Annotated in this window: 15 protein-coding genes and 1 tRNA gene; 9 read left to right on the top strand and 7 right to left on the bottom strand. The window is 60.5% G+C overall.

Features of this window, described 5'->3' with window-relative positions; translation table 11 throughout:
* Positions 1-12: 12 nt before the first annotated feature.
* The 3 genes from CCICO_RS08335 to CCICO_RS08325 form a co-directional block, all read right to left on the bottom strand.
* Positions 13-1863 (bottom strand): flavin-containing monooxygenase, encoded by a 1851-nt coding sequence (locus CCICO_RS08335; RefSeq protein ID WP_018019333.1) that lies wholly within the window; start codon positions 1861-1863, stop codon positions 13-15.
* 217 nt (positions 1864-2080) lie between these two features.
* Complete coding sequence (locus tag CCICO_RS08330) at positions 2081-3250, bottom strand: ABC transporter permease (protein WP_018019332.1); 1170 nt, start codon at positions 3248-3250, stop codon at positions 2081-2083.
* Positions 3247-4155, bottom strand: a complete 909-nt coding sequence (locus CCICO_RS08325; protein WP_018019331.1) for an ABC transporter ATP-binding protein — start codon at positions 4153-4155, stop codon at positions 3247-3249. Before CCICO_RS08325 ends, CCICO_RS08330 begins: the two co-directional genes overlap by 4 nt.
* Before the next feature lie 163 nt (positions 4156-4318).
* Here CCICO_RS08325 and CCICO_RS08320 point away from each other — a divergent pair, with 163 nt between their 5' ends.
* From CCICO_RS08320 to CCICO_RS08290, 7 genes are all read left to right on the top strand, one after another.
* Complete coding sequence (locus CCICO_RS08320) at positions 4319-5167, top strand: aldo/keto reductase (protein ID WP_018019330.1); 849 nt, start codon at positions 4319-4321, stop codon at positions 5165-5167.
* Between the two features lie 92 nt (positions 5168-5259).
* On the top strand, positions 5260-7626 hold the full coding sequence (locus CCICO_RS08315; RefSeq protein ID WP_018019329.1) for an HAD-IC family P-type ATPase: 2367 nt from the start codon (positions 5260-5262) through the stop codon (positions 7624-7626).
* Between the two features lie 352 nt (positions 7627-7978).
* Entirely contained in the window at positions 7979-8338 is a 360-nt protein-coding gene (locus CCICO_RS08310; protein ID WP_018019328.1) for a DUF485 domain-containing protein, read from the top strand.
* Between the two features lie 15 nt (positions 8339-8353).
* Positions 8354-10018: a monocarboxylic acid transporter gene (locus tag CCICO_RS08305; protein WP_018019327.1), complete on the top strand. Its 1665-nt coding sequence runs from the start codon at positions 8354-8356 to the stop codon at positions 10016-10018.
* 167 nt (positions 10019-10185) lie between these two features.
* Complete coding sequence (locus CCICO_RS08300) at positions 10186-11028, top strand: hypothetical protein (protein ID WP_018019326.1); 843 nt, start codon at positions 10186-10188, stop codon at positions 11026-11028.
* A 181-nt stretch (positions 11029-11209) separates the two neighbouring features.
* Entirely contained in the window at positions 11210-12568 is a 1359-nt protein-coding gene (locus CCICO_RS08295; RefSeq protein WP_018019325.1) for a cation:proton antiporter, read from the top strand.
* A 133-nt stretch (positions 12569-12701) separates the two neighbouring features.
* A tRNA-Arg gene (locus CCICO_RS08290) sits at positions 12702-12777 on the top strand.
* A gap of 1377 nt (positions 12778-14154) precedes the next feature.
* Here CCICO_RS08290 and CCICO_RS08285 read toward each other — a convergent pair.
* The 3 genes from CCICO_RS08285 to CCICO_RS08275 all read right to left on the bottom strand — a co-directional run bounded on the left by CCICO_RS08285 (position 14155) and on the right by CCICO_RS08275 (position 15211).
* The gene (locus CCICO_RS08285; RefSeq protein ID WP_018019322.1) at positions 14155-14358 is read right to left on the bottom strand and encodes a hypothetical protein; all 204 of its coding nucleotides are present in this window, start codon (positions 14356-14358) and stop codon (positions 14155-14157) included.
* Between the two features lie 245 nt (positions 14359-14603).
* A complete protein-coding gene (locus CCICO_RS08280) occupies positions 14604-14771 on the bottom strand; it encodes a hypothetical protein (RefSeq protein ID WP_018019321.1) in 168 nt (55 codons plus the stop codon).
* Complete coding sequence (locus CCICO_RS08275; RefSeq protein ID WP_018019320.1) at positions 14768-15211, bottom strand: DUF7768 domain-containing protein; 444 nt, start codon at positions 15209-15211, stop codon at positions 14768-14770. The genes CCICO_RS08280 and CCICO_RS08275 overlap by 4 nt, the downstream gene beginning before the upstream one ends.
* 430 nt (positions 15212-15641) lie before the next feature.
* Between CCICO_RS08275 and CCICO_RS08270 the strand changes: the two genes are divergently transcribed.
* Entirely contained in the window at positions 15642-16397 is a 756-nt protein-coding gene (locus CCICO_RS08270; RefSeq protein ID WP_018019319.1) for a uracil-DNA glycosylase family protein, read from the top strand.
* Positions 16398-16441: 44 nt separating this feature from the next.
* Here CCICO_RS08270 and CCICO_RS08265 read toward each other — a convergent pair whose 3' ends face one another.
* A complete protein-coding gene (locus CCICO_RS08265) occupies positions 16442-16645 on the bottom strand; it encodes a hypothetical protein (RefSeq protein WP_018019318.1) in 204 nt (67 codons plus the stop codon).
* 281 nt (positions 16646-16926) lie between these two features.
* Between CCICO_RS08265 and CCICO_RS08260 the strand changes: the two genes are divergently transcribed.
* On the top strand, positions 16927-17109 hold the full coding sequence (locus CCICO_RS08260; RefSeq protein WP_083878274.1) for a hypothetical protein: 183 nt from the start codon (positions 16927-16929) through the stop codon (positions 17107-17109).
* The last annotated feature ends 115 nt before the right edge of the window (positions 17110-17224 follow it).

Raw genomic sequence — 17224 nt, 5'->3', positions numbered from 1 at the left:
GTGTGGGAGCGATCAGGAGGAGTGGTGCACAGGAGCAAGGGCATACACCGGGGTGTCCATGCCCTCGTAGCGGGCTTTGAGCTGCAGTGCGAGATACCGGGAATAGTGCCGGGACTGGTGCAGATTGCCGCCGTGGAACCACAGCTGCGGCACCTGAGTGGGCTTCCACATATTGCGCAATTCTCCCTCCCAAGGGCCGGGATCCTTGCGGGTATCGGAGCCCAAGCCCCAGCACCGTCCCACGGTGGCGGCCACTTCAGGCGAGATGAGCATCTCTGCCCAGCCGTTCATCGAGCCATAGCCGGTGGCCAAAATGATCACATCGGCGGGCAGCTCGGTGCCGTCGGTGAGCACCACGGACTCCGCGCGGACCTCGGCGATGCTCACATTCGAGTGCACGGGGATAGAGCCATCGATAACGAGCTCACTGGCGCCGACATTGATGTAATAGCCAGAGCCGCGGCGCAGATACTTCAAGAAGAGCCCAGAGCCATCGTCGCCGAAGTCCAGCGCAAAGCCCGCCTTGTCCAAATCGGTGTAGAACTGTGCGTCTTCTTCGCGGATGGTATCGAAGATCTCCTTCTGCACAGCCGGCAGTTCCTTGTAGGGCCACGAGGCGAAGAGCAGATCGGCATCATCGGTGCTTATCCCCGCGTCGAGAGCATCCTCGGAGTAGAGCGGACCGAAGACGTGGCGCATGAGTGTATCGGACTGCACGATGTGGGTGGAGGAGCGCTGGATCATCACTGGGTGAGCGTCGTTGGCATAGAGATCCGCAGCGATATCGTGGGCGGAGTTATTAGCACCTAGCACCACCACATTCTTGCCGCGATCAGCGGCGCCGCCGGGATGCTCAGAGGAGTGGCGAATCTCGCCGCGGAAGTTCTCTTGGCCTGGAAGATGCGGCCGGTTGGGCACACCCGACATGCCGGTAGCCAGCACCAGCTGAGTGGGGTGCAGCACGAACTCTTGGCTGTGGTCGCGGGAGCCGTCGCTGCCGGCAACCGCGCGCCGCACTGTCACCGACCAGGTGTGGGTGTCCTCGTCGAACTCTGCATTGAGGCACTCGGTGTGGGTCCAATAGTCCAGATCCATGATGCCCACATAGTGCTCCAACCAGTCTCCCATCTTGTCCTTGGGAGTAAATACCGGCCAGTCATCGGGGAAGGGGAGATAGGGCAGGTGGTCGTACCACACGGGATCGTGCAAACACAGCGAGTGATAGCGGCCCCGCCACTGATCGCCCGGGCGCTGAGCTTTGTCGATCACCAGGGTGGGCACACCCTGTCGCTTGAGTCGAGCAGCTAAGGCGATGCCGCCCTGGCCGCCACCGATGATGAGCACATAGGGTTGCTCGCTCACCCCCAGCGCGGCTTGGCGGGCGGCGCGTCGATCCGCCCAGTTCTCGGCGCCCTTGCGCACGGTGTGCTCTGCTCCCAAGGGGCGGCGTCGGCCGCGCGGCTCGGGGAACGCCCGTAGTTCCCGGGCGCTGCTGAGCAGCATCCAGGCCCGCCCGTGACGCAGACGAGCGATACAGGTGGTGTGCATATGCGGTGTGTCGCAGCTGAAGTGGACTCGCGTGACCTCTGGGCTTTCCTCAACAACGCCGGTGAGGGTGAGATTGTCCATGGTGGCGTCGGTGGCGGCGAGCATCTCAGCAATGGCGTCCGCCCCCTCGGCGGTATGGATATTCCACGTGATGGATGTGAGATCGCGCCAATAGCCGCCGGGTTCAAAGACCTCGCACACGGCATCGGTGTCGGGCTGGGGTTCGCGGGCGAGGCGCTCGAGCCTGTCCAGCCAGTCGCGCACGTCGGGGTGGGCGTCCGGATTGATCTGGGTAGGGGATGCGGGCTGTGTCATGAGTTGCTCCGATCATGCGGTACTCGGGGACATCGGTACCCAGCCAGAGAAGGCCAGATGTGAGCGAGCTTACATAAAAACTATTCAGGTGTTGCGTGCCATGATCCCTGCCGCGGATGGGGCTATCCACCAACAAAGCCGGCCCTAGGTGCGGTGATGCACCTAAAACCGGCGGAGCTAGATAATTCAGAGGAGCGAGCCCAGCGCTTTGGTATGGCTAGGTCGAGCGCAGGTTCTTCAACGCACTGAGCCAAGAGATCGCGGCGCCCGAGCTGAGCACAGAATTGCGATAAATCCGGGCCGTGAGCCAACTGACGGCGAGGGTGGTCAGGATGAGGACGAGCAGGCTGCCGAGCAGCTGCACCCAAGAAAATGAGCCAGCGGCGTATTGCAGCGGGGCCACACCTACCGAGAACGGAGGAATCCATGCCGCCACCTGCATGAATGTGCTGTCGATTTTGGCGAAGCCAAAAATCGGGGTGTAGGTCATGGCCAGGGCAAGCATCAGCACGGGAAGCTGGGCCGATTGGTAATCCTCCATGCTCGACACCAGTGAGCCTGCCGCTGCATAGAGCATGCCGAAGAAGATGAAGCCGAGGATGAAGAAGGCGATCAACGCGGGAATGATCGTGACATCGAAGGACAAATCGTCTGCAATACCGGAGAACCACGCTGCACCGATAGCGGCAGAAAACAGCACCGTGGCCATGCCGAAGGCCACCAACCCAATGCCTGTGACCTTGCCCCACAAAAAGTCCAGCGGGCGGATCGTGGCCACGATGATTTCGATGACTCGAGAGCTCTTTTCCTCCATCACGGCGGAGCCGATCATAGCCGCAAACATCAAGATGATGAGCACGAGTAAGAACACTCCGGCGAGTGCAACCACGCGGGTACCAAGGGTATCGGGATCACCGAAGAATCCCGAGTCGGTTCCACTCACCTGCACGGCAGTGAGCTGAGTAGCGGCGAGATCCATCGGATCAACGCCCTGGGAGCGGAGAAATTCCTCGGCCCGGACATCGTTGAGCTGTTGCAGCAGTCCAACGGGCTCATCGCCGGTGTAGAGCAACTCCGCACCGGAATCAGAGGGCACGACCACAGCATCAAGACGCGCAGCGTCTGGGTCATCGGCCGCGGTCCGCAAGGCCTCTTCTGCGCTGGCGCGATCGGGAATACTGGGATCCTCGCCAACCACCGCCACCACGGGGGTTTCGGTGGTGCTGTCCTGATCATCATCGGAGGTGAAGTATCCCACCAAACCGCCGACGAGCGAGAGCACCAGCATCAAGCCAAGGGTGACCCACAGGCTTTTTGCTTTCAATAGCTTCGTGGCCTCTCGCCGCATGACGAGCCGGATCGTGGACAAAGAAGAATAGGAACTCATTGCGAGACAACCTCCTGGAAGAGCTCGGTGAGGGAGGGGAGACGACGGCCGAAGTGATGCACGGGGCCGGCAGCGAGTGCGGCTTTCAGCAGCGGCTGATCATCGTATCCCTCGGCGGGTGCGTCGCCGATAGACAGCACCACGGTGTCGCCGTGGCGTTCCACTAGATCCACACCTTCCAGCGGTTCCCACCAATCGCTGGTTGCTGGAGTAGTGATTTCGTAGAGCACCGGGCCGGAACGGCGCAGCTCGTCGACGCTGCCCTCCGCTACCATGCGTCCAGACTTGACGATGCCCACGCGGTCACACAGTCGCTGCACCAGATCCAGCTGGTGGGAGGAGAACACAACGGGAATCCCGCGCTCGGCGCGCTCCCGCAGCGATTCCGCCATGACCTCCACTGCTACCGGATCGAGGCCGCTGAAGGGCTCGTCCAGAATGAGTACCTGCGGATCGAACACCAGCGCGGCGGCGAGCTGCACCCGTTGCTGATTACCCAGAGACAACTCTTGGAGTTTGTCTTTGGCGCGATCGCTAAGCCCGAGACGCTCGAGCAACTCGGCGGTATTGCGGCGGGCGGTAGCTGCATCTAACCCGTGAAGCTGTGCGAAGTAGTTCAGCTGTTCGGCCACCTTCTGCTTGGGATACAAGCCGCGCTCCTCGGGCATGTAACCAAAGCTGCGGCGCAAGGCATCATCGACAATGCGTGAGCCCACCCGCACCTCGCCGGAGTCGGCTTGGAGCACGCCTAGGGCAATGCGCATCGTGGTGGTTTTGCCGGCGCCATTAGATCCGACAAAGCCGTAGATTTCGCCAGGAGCGACAGAGAAGCTCATTGAGTCCAGCGCCACGGTATCGCCGTAGCGCTTCGACAATCCATCTATGTGGAGTGTGTTCTCGTGCATAGCGTGTGTTCTTTCTTCTGGTTGTCTTTCACACTTCTGCACAGCGGGTTGCGCAGAGATAGTTATCGGTGCCTCACTCTAACTCTTGGTCTGGGTCACGATCGCGGTCGGGGTGTGACTGTGGTGGTGGCCCCGCGCGCCGGGCGGGGGCACAATGGGATATATGTCTAGCTTTGTTCCCAGCATCACCCTGAACGATTCCACGCCCATCCCGCAGCTTGGTTTGGGATTGTGGAAGATTGATCCCGCCGACTGCGAAACAGTGATCCGCACCGCTATCGACGCCGGTTACCGGCACTTCGACTGTGCGGCGATCTACAAAAACGAGGAGGCGGTAGGCGCGGCGCTGCGGGCGGCTATTGCCGCGGGTGATGTGGATCGTGACGAGATCTTTGTGGTGTCGAAAGTCTGGAATAACCAGCAAGGCTTCGAGGAAACAGGCGAGGCCTTCAACCAGAGTCTCACTCGCCTCGGGTTGGACTATCTCGATATGTACATGGTGCATTGGCCCTGCGCCGATAAGGGCACCTATCAATCAACCTTTGAGGCCATTGCCCAACTCCAAGGCTTGGGGCGGGTGCAAACCGTGGGCGTGTGCAATTTCTACGAGGAGACCCTCGATAGCATCATCGCCGATACGGGCATTACGCCCGCCATCAACCAGATCGAGCTGCACCCTGGCCTGTCGCAACAGCAGCTGGTGGACTATCACCACCACCACGGCATCGTTACCGAGTGCTGGTCGCCGCTGGGCCAAGGCGAGATCCTTGGCCACCCGGTGCTGGGCGAGATCGCTGAGGAACACGGGGTAACGCCCGCCCAGGTGGCGCTGCGGTGGAGCCTGCAACACGATCGCATTGTGATTCCTCGGTCGCGCACTCCAGAGCGGATCCGCGAGAACATCGACGTGTTCTCTTTCGAGCTCACGGAAGAAGAGCTCGATCGCATCACCGCCATGGATCAGGCAGACGGCGCCGGCCGCGTGGGCCTGGATCCCCGCGAGTTTAGCTAGGCACCGCGCGAGCAGCCGCGCCCATCAGCACCGCCTCCGCGCACCGCGGCCACCTAAGTTAGGCCACGGAAGGGGAGTAGACTACGGAGTTCATGGAGGTAGACACCACACGGGCAACAACTCCCGCCGAGGGCCTGTCCTCGGCTGAAGTGGCCGAGCGCCGCGAGCGCGGCGAGGTCAATGTGACTGTTCGCCGCACGGGCAGGCGCACCCGAGACATTATTTATTCCAATGTCTTTACTCGCATTAATGCGATCCTCGGGGTGCTCTTCGCCATCGTGGCGGTGACGGGTTCGCTCATCAATGGCGCCTTCGGTCTGCTGATTATTGCGAACTCCAGCATCGGCATCATCCAAGAGCTGCGGGCTAAGCGCACCCTGGATAAGTTGACAATCCTCGGGGAAGAGAACCCGAAGGTGGTCCGCGATGGCGCCACGGCTGAGATTCCCCGCGACGATATCGTGCTGGATGATCTCATTGATATTGGTGCCGGTGATCAGCTGGTGGTCGATGGTGTGGTGCGCAGCTCCGAGGGGCTGGAGATCAACGAGTCCATGCTCACCGGCGAGTCCGAGCCGGTGAAAAAGGCCGTGGGGGATCCGCTGTATTCCGGCTCCTTCGTGGCTGCTGGTTTCGGCACGTTTCAGGCCACCGGCATTGGTGAGCAGGCCTATGCCACCAAGCTGGTGCGTGATGCCGGCCGTTTCACTCTCACCGATTCCGAGCTGCAAAACGGCATCGATAAGATCCTGCGGATCATCACGTGGCTGTTGATCCCCACGGGGCTTTTGGCTATCTATACCCAGCTGGTGCGCACCGGCAATCCCCTGCGTGAGTCCTTGCTGGCGATGGTGGCGGCGTTGGTGCCCATGGTGCCTGAGGGTTTGGTGCTCATGACTTCCATTGCTTTCGCGGTGGGGGTGGTGCGCCTCGGCAAGCACCAGGCGTTGGTCAATGAGTTGCCCGCCATTGAAGGCTTGGCACGGGTGGATGTGGTCTGTGCCGATAAGACGGGAACGCTCACGGAAAACCGCATGGGCTACACCGGTTTGGATGTGGTGGCTGAGGCTTCTCGACGCCGCCCCGAGGCCGAGTACGAGGCGATCTTGCTGGCCATGGCCACGGCGGATAAGCGGCCGAATGACACGATGCAGGCCATCGCCGAGCACATGCAGAAACCAGAGCATGAGTCTTCGGCACAATCGCCGCAGCCGCTACAGGTAAGCGAGCACATTGCTTTCGACTCCACGAAGAAGTACTCGGGTGTGCAGCTCGCCTCGGGCGAGTGTTGGCTCCTGGGTGCCCCTGATGTGCTGGCCCCAGGCTTGGAGTCCGCCGATGAGCATTCGCAGCGCGGCGAGCGCGTGCTGCTGCTAGGGATGAAGGCTGGTGAGGAGTTTCAGCCGCATGCGCTTGTGATCCTCGAGCAGGTGATCCGCCCCGAGGCCCGCGCGACCCTAGATTATTTCGCCGAGGAGAAGGTGGAGGTCAAGATCATCTCCGGCGATAATGCCGTCTCGGTCGGCGCGGTGGCTAGGTCTTTGGGGATCGATACCCAAGCGGTGGATGCCCGGGAGCTTCCGCAGGATCCGGAGGAGTTTCGGGCTGCGGTGGCCCGTGACCGAGTCTTTGGCCGTGTCACCCCAGAGATGAAAAAGCAGATGGTGCTGGCTCTGAAGGAGTCCGGGCACACCGTGGCCATGACGGGCGATGGTGTTAATGATGTGTTGGCGCTGAAGGAGGCGTCTATCGGCATTGCCATGGGTTCTGGTTCGCCGGCGGCGAGATCGGTGGCGCAGCTGGTGCTGCTGGATAATCGCTTCTCCACGCTGCCACACGTGGTGGCCGAGGGGCGGCGGGTGATCGGCAATATTGAGCGGGTGGCCAATCTCTTCCTCACTAAGACGGTGTATTCCGTTATCTTGGCGCTGGTCACCGGCATTTTCGGGATTGTCTATCCTTTCCAGCCGATTCACGTGACCATGATCGGATGGTTCACCATCGGTATTCCTGCCTTCATTCTTTCCTTGGCGCCGAATCACGAGCGTGCCCGTCCGGGGTTTGTGTCCCGTGTGTTGCACCTGGCGATACCCTCGGGTGTGGTGATCGGGGTAGGGGTGTCGCTGTGGTGGATCGTGATCTCTTCTTCGCCTCATGGCACGGGTGTGGATCAGCACGAATCCTCTGCGGCTTTGGCCAGCTTGCTCATTATGGCGTGGTGGGTCTTGGCGGTGGTATCGCGGCCGGTGAATTGGTGGAAAAGTCTGCTCATCGGGGTGTCCGGGTTGGCCTATGTGGTGCTGTTTGCCGTTCCGTGGAGTGCGAAGATTTTGCTTCTCGACGCCCACCTTTCGCCGATGTTCCTGCAATCCCTAGCAGTCGGCGTTGCTGGGGCAGTGGTGGTGGAGCTTCTCTGGCGGGCCAATCAGGTAGCCAAGCGTAGGCAGGCTAAGCGCTAGAAAGCTGGGTAAACCAGAAGAAACCGCCCCCGCAGCTGAGATTGTTGCGGGGGCGGTAGCTCATCTTCGCGGGAGTGAAAAGCTAGCGAAGTGCCAAGAATGCGAATTTGCAAAATTAGCAAACGCCCGCATTCTGTCCGTTCGGGGGTGGTGGTAGGACCTTCTTTGGTGCAGGTGATCTGGTTTTGGGGGTGGTAGCCGAATGCTTTGTGGGCGAAATCTGACTCTTAGGTCACACATTGCAATGTGAGCTGGGTAACTTGTTTGCTATGGCGTTCCAACCTGAGAGGGCGCTGAAAGAAAAGCACTGAGTTTTATCACCGCTTGCGCTAGGCGCTAGATAGGAAGAAGCATGACCAATACCGCACCACCGCCGGAGGCTCATCAGCCGCCGACTAGGCGCGAACCCACCGCACAGGAGTTCCGTGAGATGCAGCAGAGCGAGGAGTTCCGCGATCTCCGCTCCACCTTCCGGTCCTTCACCTTCCCGATGACCGTGGCCTTCCTCGTGTGGTACATCGCCTTCGTGCTGCTAGCCACCTACAACCCGGGCCTGATGGCCACGAAGGTCTACGGCTCCGTGAACCTGGGCATTGTGCTTGGTGTCCTCCAGTTCGTCACCACCTTCTTGATCACGTGGATCTATGTGCGCTACGCGAACAAGAACATCGAACCGAAGTCCGCTCATATCCGCGAACTCATGGAAGGCTAAAGGAGGCGACACGCAATGACCATCAATCATCTAGCGAGCGAGTCCATTCTCGCAGCTGAGGCAACCAGCACCGGTAACCCGCTGCTGAACATCGCCATCTTCGGCATCTTCATCGTTGTCACCATGACTGTGGTGATCCGCGCCGGCCGTACCACCAAGGAGGCCAGTGACTTCTACACCGGTGGCGCCAGCTTCTCCGGTACCCAAAACGGCTTGGCTATTGCCGGCGACTACCTCTCCGCCGCCTCCTTCCTGGGTATTGTCGGCGCGATCGCGCTGTCCGGCTATGACGGATTCCTCTATTCCATCGGCTTCTTCGTGGCGTGGCTGATCGCCCTGCTGCTCGTGGCCGAGCCGCTGCGTAACACCGGCCGCTTCACCATGGCCGATGTGCTCTCCTTCCGTTTGCGGCAGCGCCCGGTGCGCCTGGCCGCAGCCTTCGGCACCATGTTCGTGTCGCTGTTCTACCTGATCGCCCAGATGGCCGGCGCCGGTTCGCTGGTGTCCGTGCTGCTGGACATTCACGATTCCACCGCTCAGGCAGTGGTGGTGGCCGTGGTGGGCGTGATCATGATCGCTTACGTGCTCATCGGCGGTATGAAGGGCACCACCTATGTGCAGATGATCAAGGCCGTGCTGCTCGTCGGCGGCGTGTGCATCATGACGCTGCTCATCTTCATCAAGATCAAGGGCGGCATGTCCGATCTCTTCGATGCGGCCGTGACCTCCCACGCCGGATCCGAGGTGCTGGCAGAAAAGGGCTATGAGGCTTCCGCAATCCTGGAGCCGGGCCTGAAGTACGGTGGCACCGCCACCTCTAAGCTGGACTTCCTCTCCCTGGGTCTGGCTTTGGTGCTGGGTACTGCTGGCCTGCCGCACGTGCTCATGCGCTTCTACACCGTGCCCACCGCGAAGGAAGCCCGTAAGTCCGTGACGTGGGCCATCATCCTCATCGGTTCCTTCTACCTGATGACTCTGGTGCTTGGCTACGCTGCCGCTGCACTGGTGGGCCCGGACCGCATCCTCAACGCCCCGGGTGGCGCGAACGCCGCCGCACCGCTTTTGGCACTCGAGCTGGCTGGCCCGTTCTTCATGGCCGGTATCGCCGCTGTGGCCTTCGCTACCGTGCTGGCCGTGGTTGCCGGCCTGGCGATTACCGCCTCCGCATCGGTGGCGCACGATATCTACCACTCCATCATCCGCAACGGCGAGTCCACCGAGGCCGAGCAGGTCCGCGTCTCCCGTATCACCGTGGTGGTTATCGGTGCTGTGGCGATCATCCTGGGTATCCTCGCGATGAACCAGAACGTGGCCTTCCTGGTCTCCCTGGCCTTCGCGGTGGCTGCCTCGGCTAACCTGCCGACCATCCTGTACTCGCTGTACTGGAAGCGCTTCAACACCGTCGGTGCCTGCGCCTCCATCTACACCGGTCTGATTGCCGCGCTGGTGCTGATCTTCTTCTCCCCGGCAGTCTCTGGCGCTCCGACCGCAATGTTCCCGAACGCCGACTGGTCCTGGTTCCCGCTCACCAGCCCGGGTATTGTCTCCATCCCCGCTGCCTTCCTTGCCGGCATCATCGGCACCTACGTGGGCAAGCCGGACAACATGGAAGACCTCCAGGCAGAAATGGAAGTGCGTTCCCTTACCGGTGTGGGCGTGGAAGCACCGGTGGATCACTAAGATCCCCTCGCCTGAAGGCGTCAGAGATAAACCTGGCGCCATGGGCTCCGCCTTCTTAGGTACACTTCGCAGCCCCGTGCTGAGCACCCCGTAGGTGCCCGGTGCGGGGCTGCGGGCATATCAGCAGTATTTGTAGGTTTGTGCAGGCCGTTTCTAGAATATCTCCCATGTCGTCGACCTCCCGCGGCTCGCGACCTGCATCGTGGTCTCGTGCTTTGTTGATCGCGCCGGCGTTTTTTCTTGTCGGCGCGGTTTTTATGCTCCCTTCGGTGCATGCCGCCAGCGGCCCTGAGCCGACATCACCGCCAAGCCCGCAGGCCACCTCGACCGCGCGGCAGCAGCCCCCGCAGGGGCCGCACTACCGCTACCCGGTGGAGCCGGCCCCGCTGCCGCGAGGTAGCGATGTCTTTGGCACGCACGCCGCCGGCTCGCAGTTAAGCTTCGTACGGCTTTCTGACGGCGAGCATCACGGCACCGCCAATGAGCGCTTCGCCCGCCCCGCGCTCAGCCTCATCAAGCTCTATATTGCGGACTATGTCCTCGATAAAGGCACCGCGCAGCAGCGCCAGCAGGCACTGAAGATGGTGCGCGATTCCAGCGATAGCATTGCCGCGACACTCTATGAGGCCTACCCAGAGGCCATTGATGCCACCGCCACCCGCTACAACCTGCAGTCCACCCGCGCGAACTCCAAGTGGGGCCACAGTGTTACCTCCACCTATGACGTGTGCTTCTTCATCGCCCAGAAATTGGAAGAAGACCCCGACTCGCCGCTGCTGCGCGCTATGCGCACCGCTGAGCCGGTGGCAGCCGATGGCTATAAGCAAAACTTTGGCACCAGCACCCTGCCTGGGGTGGAGGGCTCAAAGTGGGGATGGTCCAATAGCCGCACCCTGCACTCCTCGGTGAGTTTCGGCAAGGACTTTGTGGCCGCCGCAGCGGTGAGCGGCGATGCCGCTGATCTCACCGCGCTTGTTGATAAGCAATTGGCTGGATTGGTTCGGCAGTGAGCCGCACAGGTGTGGGAGCCGTCTCAGGCGGGGGGAGAGGCAGGGGATGGCGTCGATAAGCGAAAAAGTGTGCACGTTGTATATCCTGTGACATTCACCCTCGGACATCGCAGCCTATAGCCTTATAGTTATTAGCACGTCCGCAGATCACCGTTGAAGAACGAATCTTGGAGTTAAGCCCATGACCACTGTCATTGTGTCGACGATGTGGATCACGCTCGCCGCGCTGGCGTCGCAGTTCCTGGCGTTTATGACGAAGAACCACATTCCCGCCGTGGTGTTCATGCTGGGGCTGGGTGTGATTATTGGACCCGAGGTGCTGGAGTTCGCCGTCGATGACGGCGGGGTGAGCATGCTCCGCGAGCTGGGGCTCGGGTTGCTCTTCCTGCTTGCCGGCTGGGAGATCGATCCGAAGACAATGAAGGGCCGCACTGGTCGGTGGGCGCTGCGCACGTGGCTCATCAGCATCACGGTGGCTTTCGTGGTGGTCTACTTTATTGCCCGGCCGGAAAACCCGCTGTGGGCGGTGACGATCGCGATTGCGGTCTCCTCCACGGCGCTCGGCACGCTGCTGCCGATCCTCAAAGCGGTGGGCATGGATACCTCCAAGGTGGGCAAAACGGTGTTCGTGCACGGCGCGGTGGGTGAGATGGCGCCGATCTTCGCGATGTCGCTGCTGCTATCTGCCCGCTCGATGGGGCTGACGCTGATCATCCTCATCATCTTCATGACGATCGCGCTGGTGACCGCCTTCATTCCGCGCACCGTGAAAACCCTGGTGCCGCGGGTGGGCTCGCTGATCCACGAAAGCGCCGGCAACACCTCGCAGACCGTAATGCGCTCGGTGATGGCGCTACTGACCATGCTCATGGCGGCCGCCGCGGTCTTCGAACTCGACGTGGTGCTGGGTGCGTTTTCCGCCGGCATCATCCTGCGTTCGCTCGTGCCGGAGAAATTCCACAAAACCGTGGAGGCCCGGCTCAACGTGATGGGCTACGGCTTCTTCATCCCCGTGTTCTTTATTACCTCCGGCATGGCCATCAACATCTCGGCCGTGGCCGGGCGCTGGTGGCTTATCTTCCTCTTCGTGGGCGTGATCCTCGTTGCCCGCGGCATCCCAGTGATCCTCACCGAGATGTTCACCGACACCGAGTCCGGACTGAAGGACACCCGCGACAAGGTGGAGCTGGGGCTCTACGCCGCCACGGGCCTGCCGATCATCGTGGCCGTGACCGAGGTGGCCGCCCACCGCGATCTCATCGACGAGGAACTCGCTTCCATCCTGGTCTGTGCCGGGGCGATCACGGTGCTCGCCTTCCCCCTCGCCGCGCACCTGGTGCACCAGTACTGGCCGGAGAAGGACTCTCCGAAGGAGCCCAAGGAGCACAAGAACAAGCGAGCCGCCGCCGAGGATGAGCACCGCGAATACCTCGAATCCAAAAAGCAGCAGGAAGAGAAGGCCCGCCAGGCGGCACCCGCCGCCCGCAAGCCCCAATCCAGCACAGTCGGCGAGGAAGAAGTGACCATCGACACCGACTAGTCCTGCACTCGGATCGCTTATCGACGCTCACCTCACACCACCCAACCCCTAATTTCACCGCCGCCGCGCGGCTGCGGTAGCCTAATCACCACATGCCACACCCCGCCAAGCGTGCGCGAGTGTGGCAGTTCCAGCCCTAGTAGCTCAGTGGATAGAGCACGGCTCTCCTAAAGCCGGTGTCGGAGGTTCGATTCCTCTCTGGGGCGCCATAGGGATTTACGCAAGTGGCCTGCAATTATTTACGAAGCTAGTCCAGCAAACACAATATCCCCGTTTCAAGTACGAAACGGGGATATTGTGTTGATTTGAGGCCTAGCCAGGATGGGAGATCGTGATCTAGGCTGCAGTTTTGGGACGGATTTTGAGGGGGTGAACGATCTATAGCCCGAGCCGGTGTTCAGAGGCGGGATTATCGCTCAGGCGGTCTTGGCGGGAACTGAGACGCCAGACATTTTGTGAAGGGTTTCAAGGGAGGTGAAACGCTCACATCGAGTAGACTTCGGGCGAAGCTGTGTGGCCCCCTTCGGTAGATTCAAGGAACACGCGGAAGCGTTCACGAGACGCGCCTTTACGCAAACGACACCCATAGCTACAGCTAGGGCGGCGTTAGCGAAACCACACATCAAGCGAGGGGTATAGTCATCGAGTCCTGCGATCTTGTTCTGAAGAAGGTGGTTGCGGGACTCGATCGTGTTTCGGCCACGACGGTAATCAATCAGCTCTGTCTTGCGTACCCCAGACAGGGCCTTGTTCAGCAGTCTTAGTCACAAGACATCAACGGGGATTGCGAGCTGCTTCTGCTTGAATACAGGGGTGTCCTGAATACCCTTTGACAAATCCCTCTTGGGGATCTTGAGCAGCTTGCGGCTACGCGCACCCACAGGGACATTAATTCCGCATACCTTCAGCGTGGCGTAGTCGTTACGTGCAGGTGAGCGGAACACGAACGTTCCATCTGCACGACGGGTCTTTTCGCGCGATGTGAGCACGTGGCACTTATCCAAGTACTCCTCGAGCTGTGCCAGTGTGATCGTCTAATCTTCGTAGTGACCAACAGAAGTGTTCTCTCACTTTGCAGGCATGCTGGGGAGGAACCAAGTGCCGTATATGAGTTCCGCACCCTGCACGCTGCGGGAGGTCTTACTCTGGTCGGAGATTATGCGGTAACCAGCCTCACGCAAAGGTTGTGCCGTTTCTCTGGGCGCGCGTCGGGCTGATACGCACAGTCTGCCTTGAAGTATCCCTTCGGAACTACAGGGGTGGCGATGAAGTGCTCCATGGCCGCCATCGTGTTTTCGAAGATACGGTGTCTAGGCTTATCGTCGCTAATGCCGACTACGAGGGATGGAACACCGTTCGGATGCTCGGGGAATGCCTGGGTCACCAGGGTTGCTTCATACGCCCACACCACGTTGTCGCGCTCGCTACTGCGGGTTGGCTCTGGACTTGGATGAGGAAGTCAGTGAAATGCCCTGTGTGCACTGCCCTGTGGAACCGGAGGGGCCCAGCACGCGCCCATCATGACCTGTCACATGCTGCATTGCAGCGTATTTCTTCCCCGAGGCCTTAGCCAGTTCGCCACGCGGCTAGAAGGTTTCGAGCACCTCGCCTGTAGCCGTCTCGAGTGCGGTGGAGACTTCGTCATTCGTTAATGAGTGCAGGGGCGTGCCATGGGCGGCGAGCTGGTCAGGAATCGCGAGCTCCACCTCGACGTCGCGGATGATGACCTCGGGTGCGTCTTGGCCGTAGATCAAGCGGCCCGCGTCCACCGCCCTCGGGTCAAAGGACATGAGCCTCTTAGCGAGGCATTTCTTGAGTCCTGCGTACGTGGCCCCTTCCGAGATACTTTCGATTGGGACTAGGCGTGGAAGCGCGGCCTAGCCCCGATTGCGTCCTTCCCCCTCAGATGATTCTTGCTGGTAGCGGTCATGAACGCCACCCCGGCACTGGCTAGGCAAAAGGGGCGATGGGGTGATCCAGTCGGCGGGCTCGACCGTGTGGTAATTGCCTACGTCCATGCCCAGACAGTTCGAGGTCACGAATCTGCGTCGGAGCACCGCCCGCCTTGGTATTCAGCGACGACGTGATCGAGCTGAGCGACGGCTTCGAGGTTGGCTGCGTTGATGACGACGTGGTGGTTCGGGTAGTGGGCGTTGTTCTGCTGACCGGCCACCTGCGCGGTGTCAATGGTCATCGAGTTCATGGGGTGAACTCTTCGAAGTCGACGTCGAAGTATTTGATAGGAAGGTCGAGGTGGTGTGCCCAGCTAATTTCGGCACGCATCCCCACCGCCGCACGATCCGTATAAACCCAAGTAGCTTCGGGCCTAGAGAGCAGGATCCGGCCCGTGAACACCACCAGCTTACGGTCTGCGGGGTCGTTGTCATCCATGAATAGCGAGTAGTACAGGTGCGGAGCGAGCGGAATATTGCGACGCGTTACCGCATGCGCACAGAAGGCTCGGGCGAGTTCCACGTTGGCCGCAATGCCATCGGAGTACGGTGGATAGACGTAGACCAAGGGGCGGTAGCCGTACTGGGCGCGCTGCAGACTCGTCAGCGCCTCATATGCGGTGGGGGCTGGGGAGCCCTCAGTGTTGCGGGGTGAAAAATCAAGTTCGGGATCCAACAGGAGTGTGTTCATGCTTCATCACCTCCCTGGGCAGCGACGACGTCGTTGAGCGCGGTGATAGTCGCAGACTGCGCTCGGTTGACTGCACGTAGCGTGGCGATCTGGGGTGGTAGACGATCATCCCGAGAGTAGCGATCAGTGCCGCCTCGGGCTCGGTGCGAGCGTGCTCGAGGAACAGCTCGGCTCTGGGATCTGTGGTGTGTGCCATCGCAGGGCACTCCTTTCCGAGAACCCCACGTAGGCAAACGCACCGGATGGTGCTGCACAATCGGAGCTATCACCCCACTGCCGAGCAATCAGAAAGTGTTAAGCAGACCCGCGCGTTTATGCATGTCATGAGTATGGTGCGGAGACGCCGTCGGTAAAGTGGTTGGAAGCAATCACCTTGGCATCGGCGCGAGGTTGTCAGGCTTTTCAGCAATTCACGACAATGAGGTGAAGTATGTCGGCTACGAGCGTGAGCTGGGAGATCTATGAAGAACTGCGGGCCCTCGATATCAGCGACGCCTCAATCCCCGACGCCGATATAGCGGGCCGGAAGTTTCGACTCGGGCAGGCAGCTTCATGGGCACGCTGGGGAACTACCCGTGATGACCTTGCACCGATTACTGCGAGCAGCGAGAAGGAGTTCAGTGGACTTGCACCGTTAACAACGGCCCTTGTCCTTTTCGGTGTGAACTGGGGTGGCAGTGACGTGGCTTGCGACATCGAGGATTGGAGGAACTTCCACACCGCTAAACACGCAGGTGACCTGCGTCTATCGAGATCCCTGCCAGCTGCGCTCGAAACAATCCCGCGCGAGCATGGTGAGCTCACTCCAGCTCCGTACATGACGGACGTGTTCAAACTCGTTCCCACTCGCGACGGAACGGCGCTCCAGAAACGGATCAAGGCAGACAAGGCGTCCCATGACCATGTAGTGCGATGTGCTGAGCTTCTGGAAGTCGAACTCGAAATCTGCATGCGAGGCAACAACGACACCGCCCCGCTCCTTGTTGCCCTCGGCGGCCACGCTTATGACTGGCTGACGGGCAAAAAGCGTGGGAGCGGGCCCATTGAACAGGTGGTGAGGAGCCTGTTCGCTGGTGAGGAACCACGCATTGCGAAGATTAACCATGCTTCCGCCTCTAGGGCCGATACCGAGCGGACGGCACAGCTGTCCAAGATCCTTGCGAACAACGCTCAGTCCTTCAAATAGGAGTCACACGCATATTCATTTGCCGACAACGGCTCGCACTGAGCCTAATCTAGGGCGGTGGCCATGAGTGCACAGATCTCCTCGAAGGTGGCGGTGTTGGTTTCGAAGGCGATCTCGTCATGGACGTTCATGACGATCCGATGCTCAGCATCACTGACTCGGTGCATACCGTAGGTCAGTAGGTCGCGGGCGACGGACTGGACGATGTTCTCGGTGATTTTCCCGCTGTAGGTCTCGAGCTGGCCCATTAATGTCCGGTGGTGATGCCTTCGTGGAGGATGTTGGTGCCTCCGAACTCGTTCTCGCCCAGCTGTAGCTTCATATAGGCAAGCCGACGCCCAGATGGTAGGGCGATGAACCTGATCTCGCATTCGATCGTGGAGGTCAGCGGTTCGACCTAGATGGGGTGGCGGATAGAGGTCGTTTCGATCGCAGCGGTGTTGATGTCAGATCGCAGTTGAACTACGTCCGGGTTGGCTTCCCGCCTTGCGTCCACCAGCGGTCGAAGTTCGGACTCAGCCAGTCCCATATGGAGTGTGCCTATGGCTTTCAGCGCGCCGACCCCGCCTTAGTAACCACAAGCGAGGACTGCGATCTTGCCTTTCTACCGCAGCTCATCGTTGAGCTCTTGGCCGGCGAGGGCCTTGACGCGCTCTTCGATGGTTTTAACGTTCAGTGGGGGCAAGGTGAGCCTTCTTGGTGGAGCGTATAGGAAGACATGGGGTACTGGGCTAGTTTAGTGGAGCCCAACAAACGGATGCCTCCGAATTGCGCAAGCGCAAGCGCTTAAGCGCCGAGGGCGGTGAGGTGGGCAGAACCTGCCACAA

Origin of the sequence: Corynebacterium ciconiae DSM 44920, assembly GCF_030440575.1 — a bacterium.
Classification (GTDB): Bacteria; Actinomycetota; Actinomycetes; order Mycobacteriales; family Mycobacteriaceae; genus Corynebacterium; species Corynebacterium ciconiae.
Note: the sequence above shows the minus strand (reverse complement) of the source record. Positions and strands in the feature narration are given on the sequence as shown.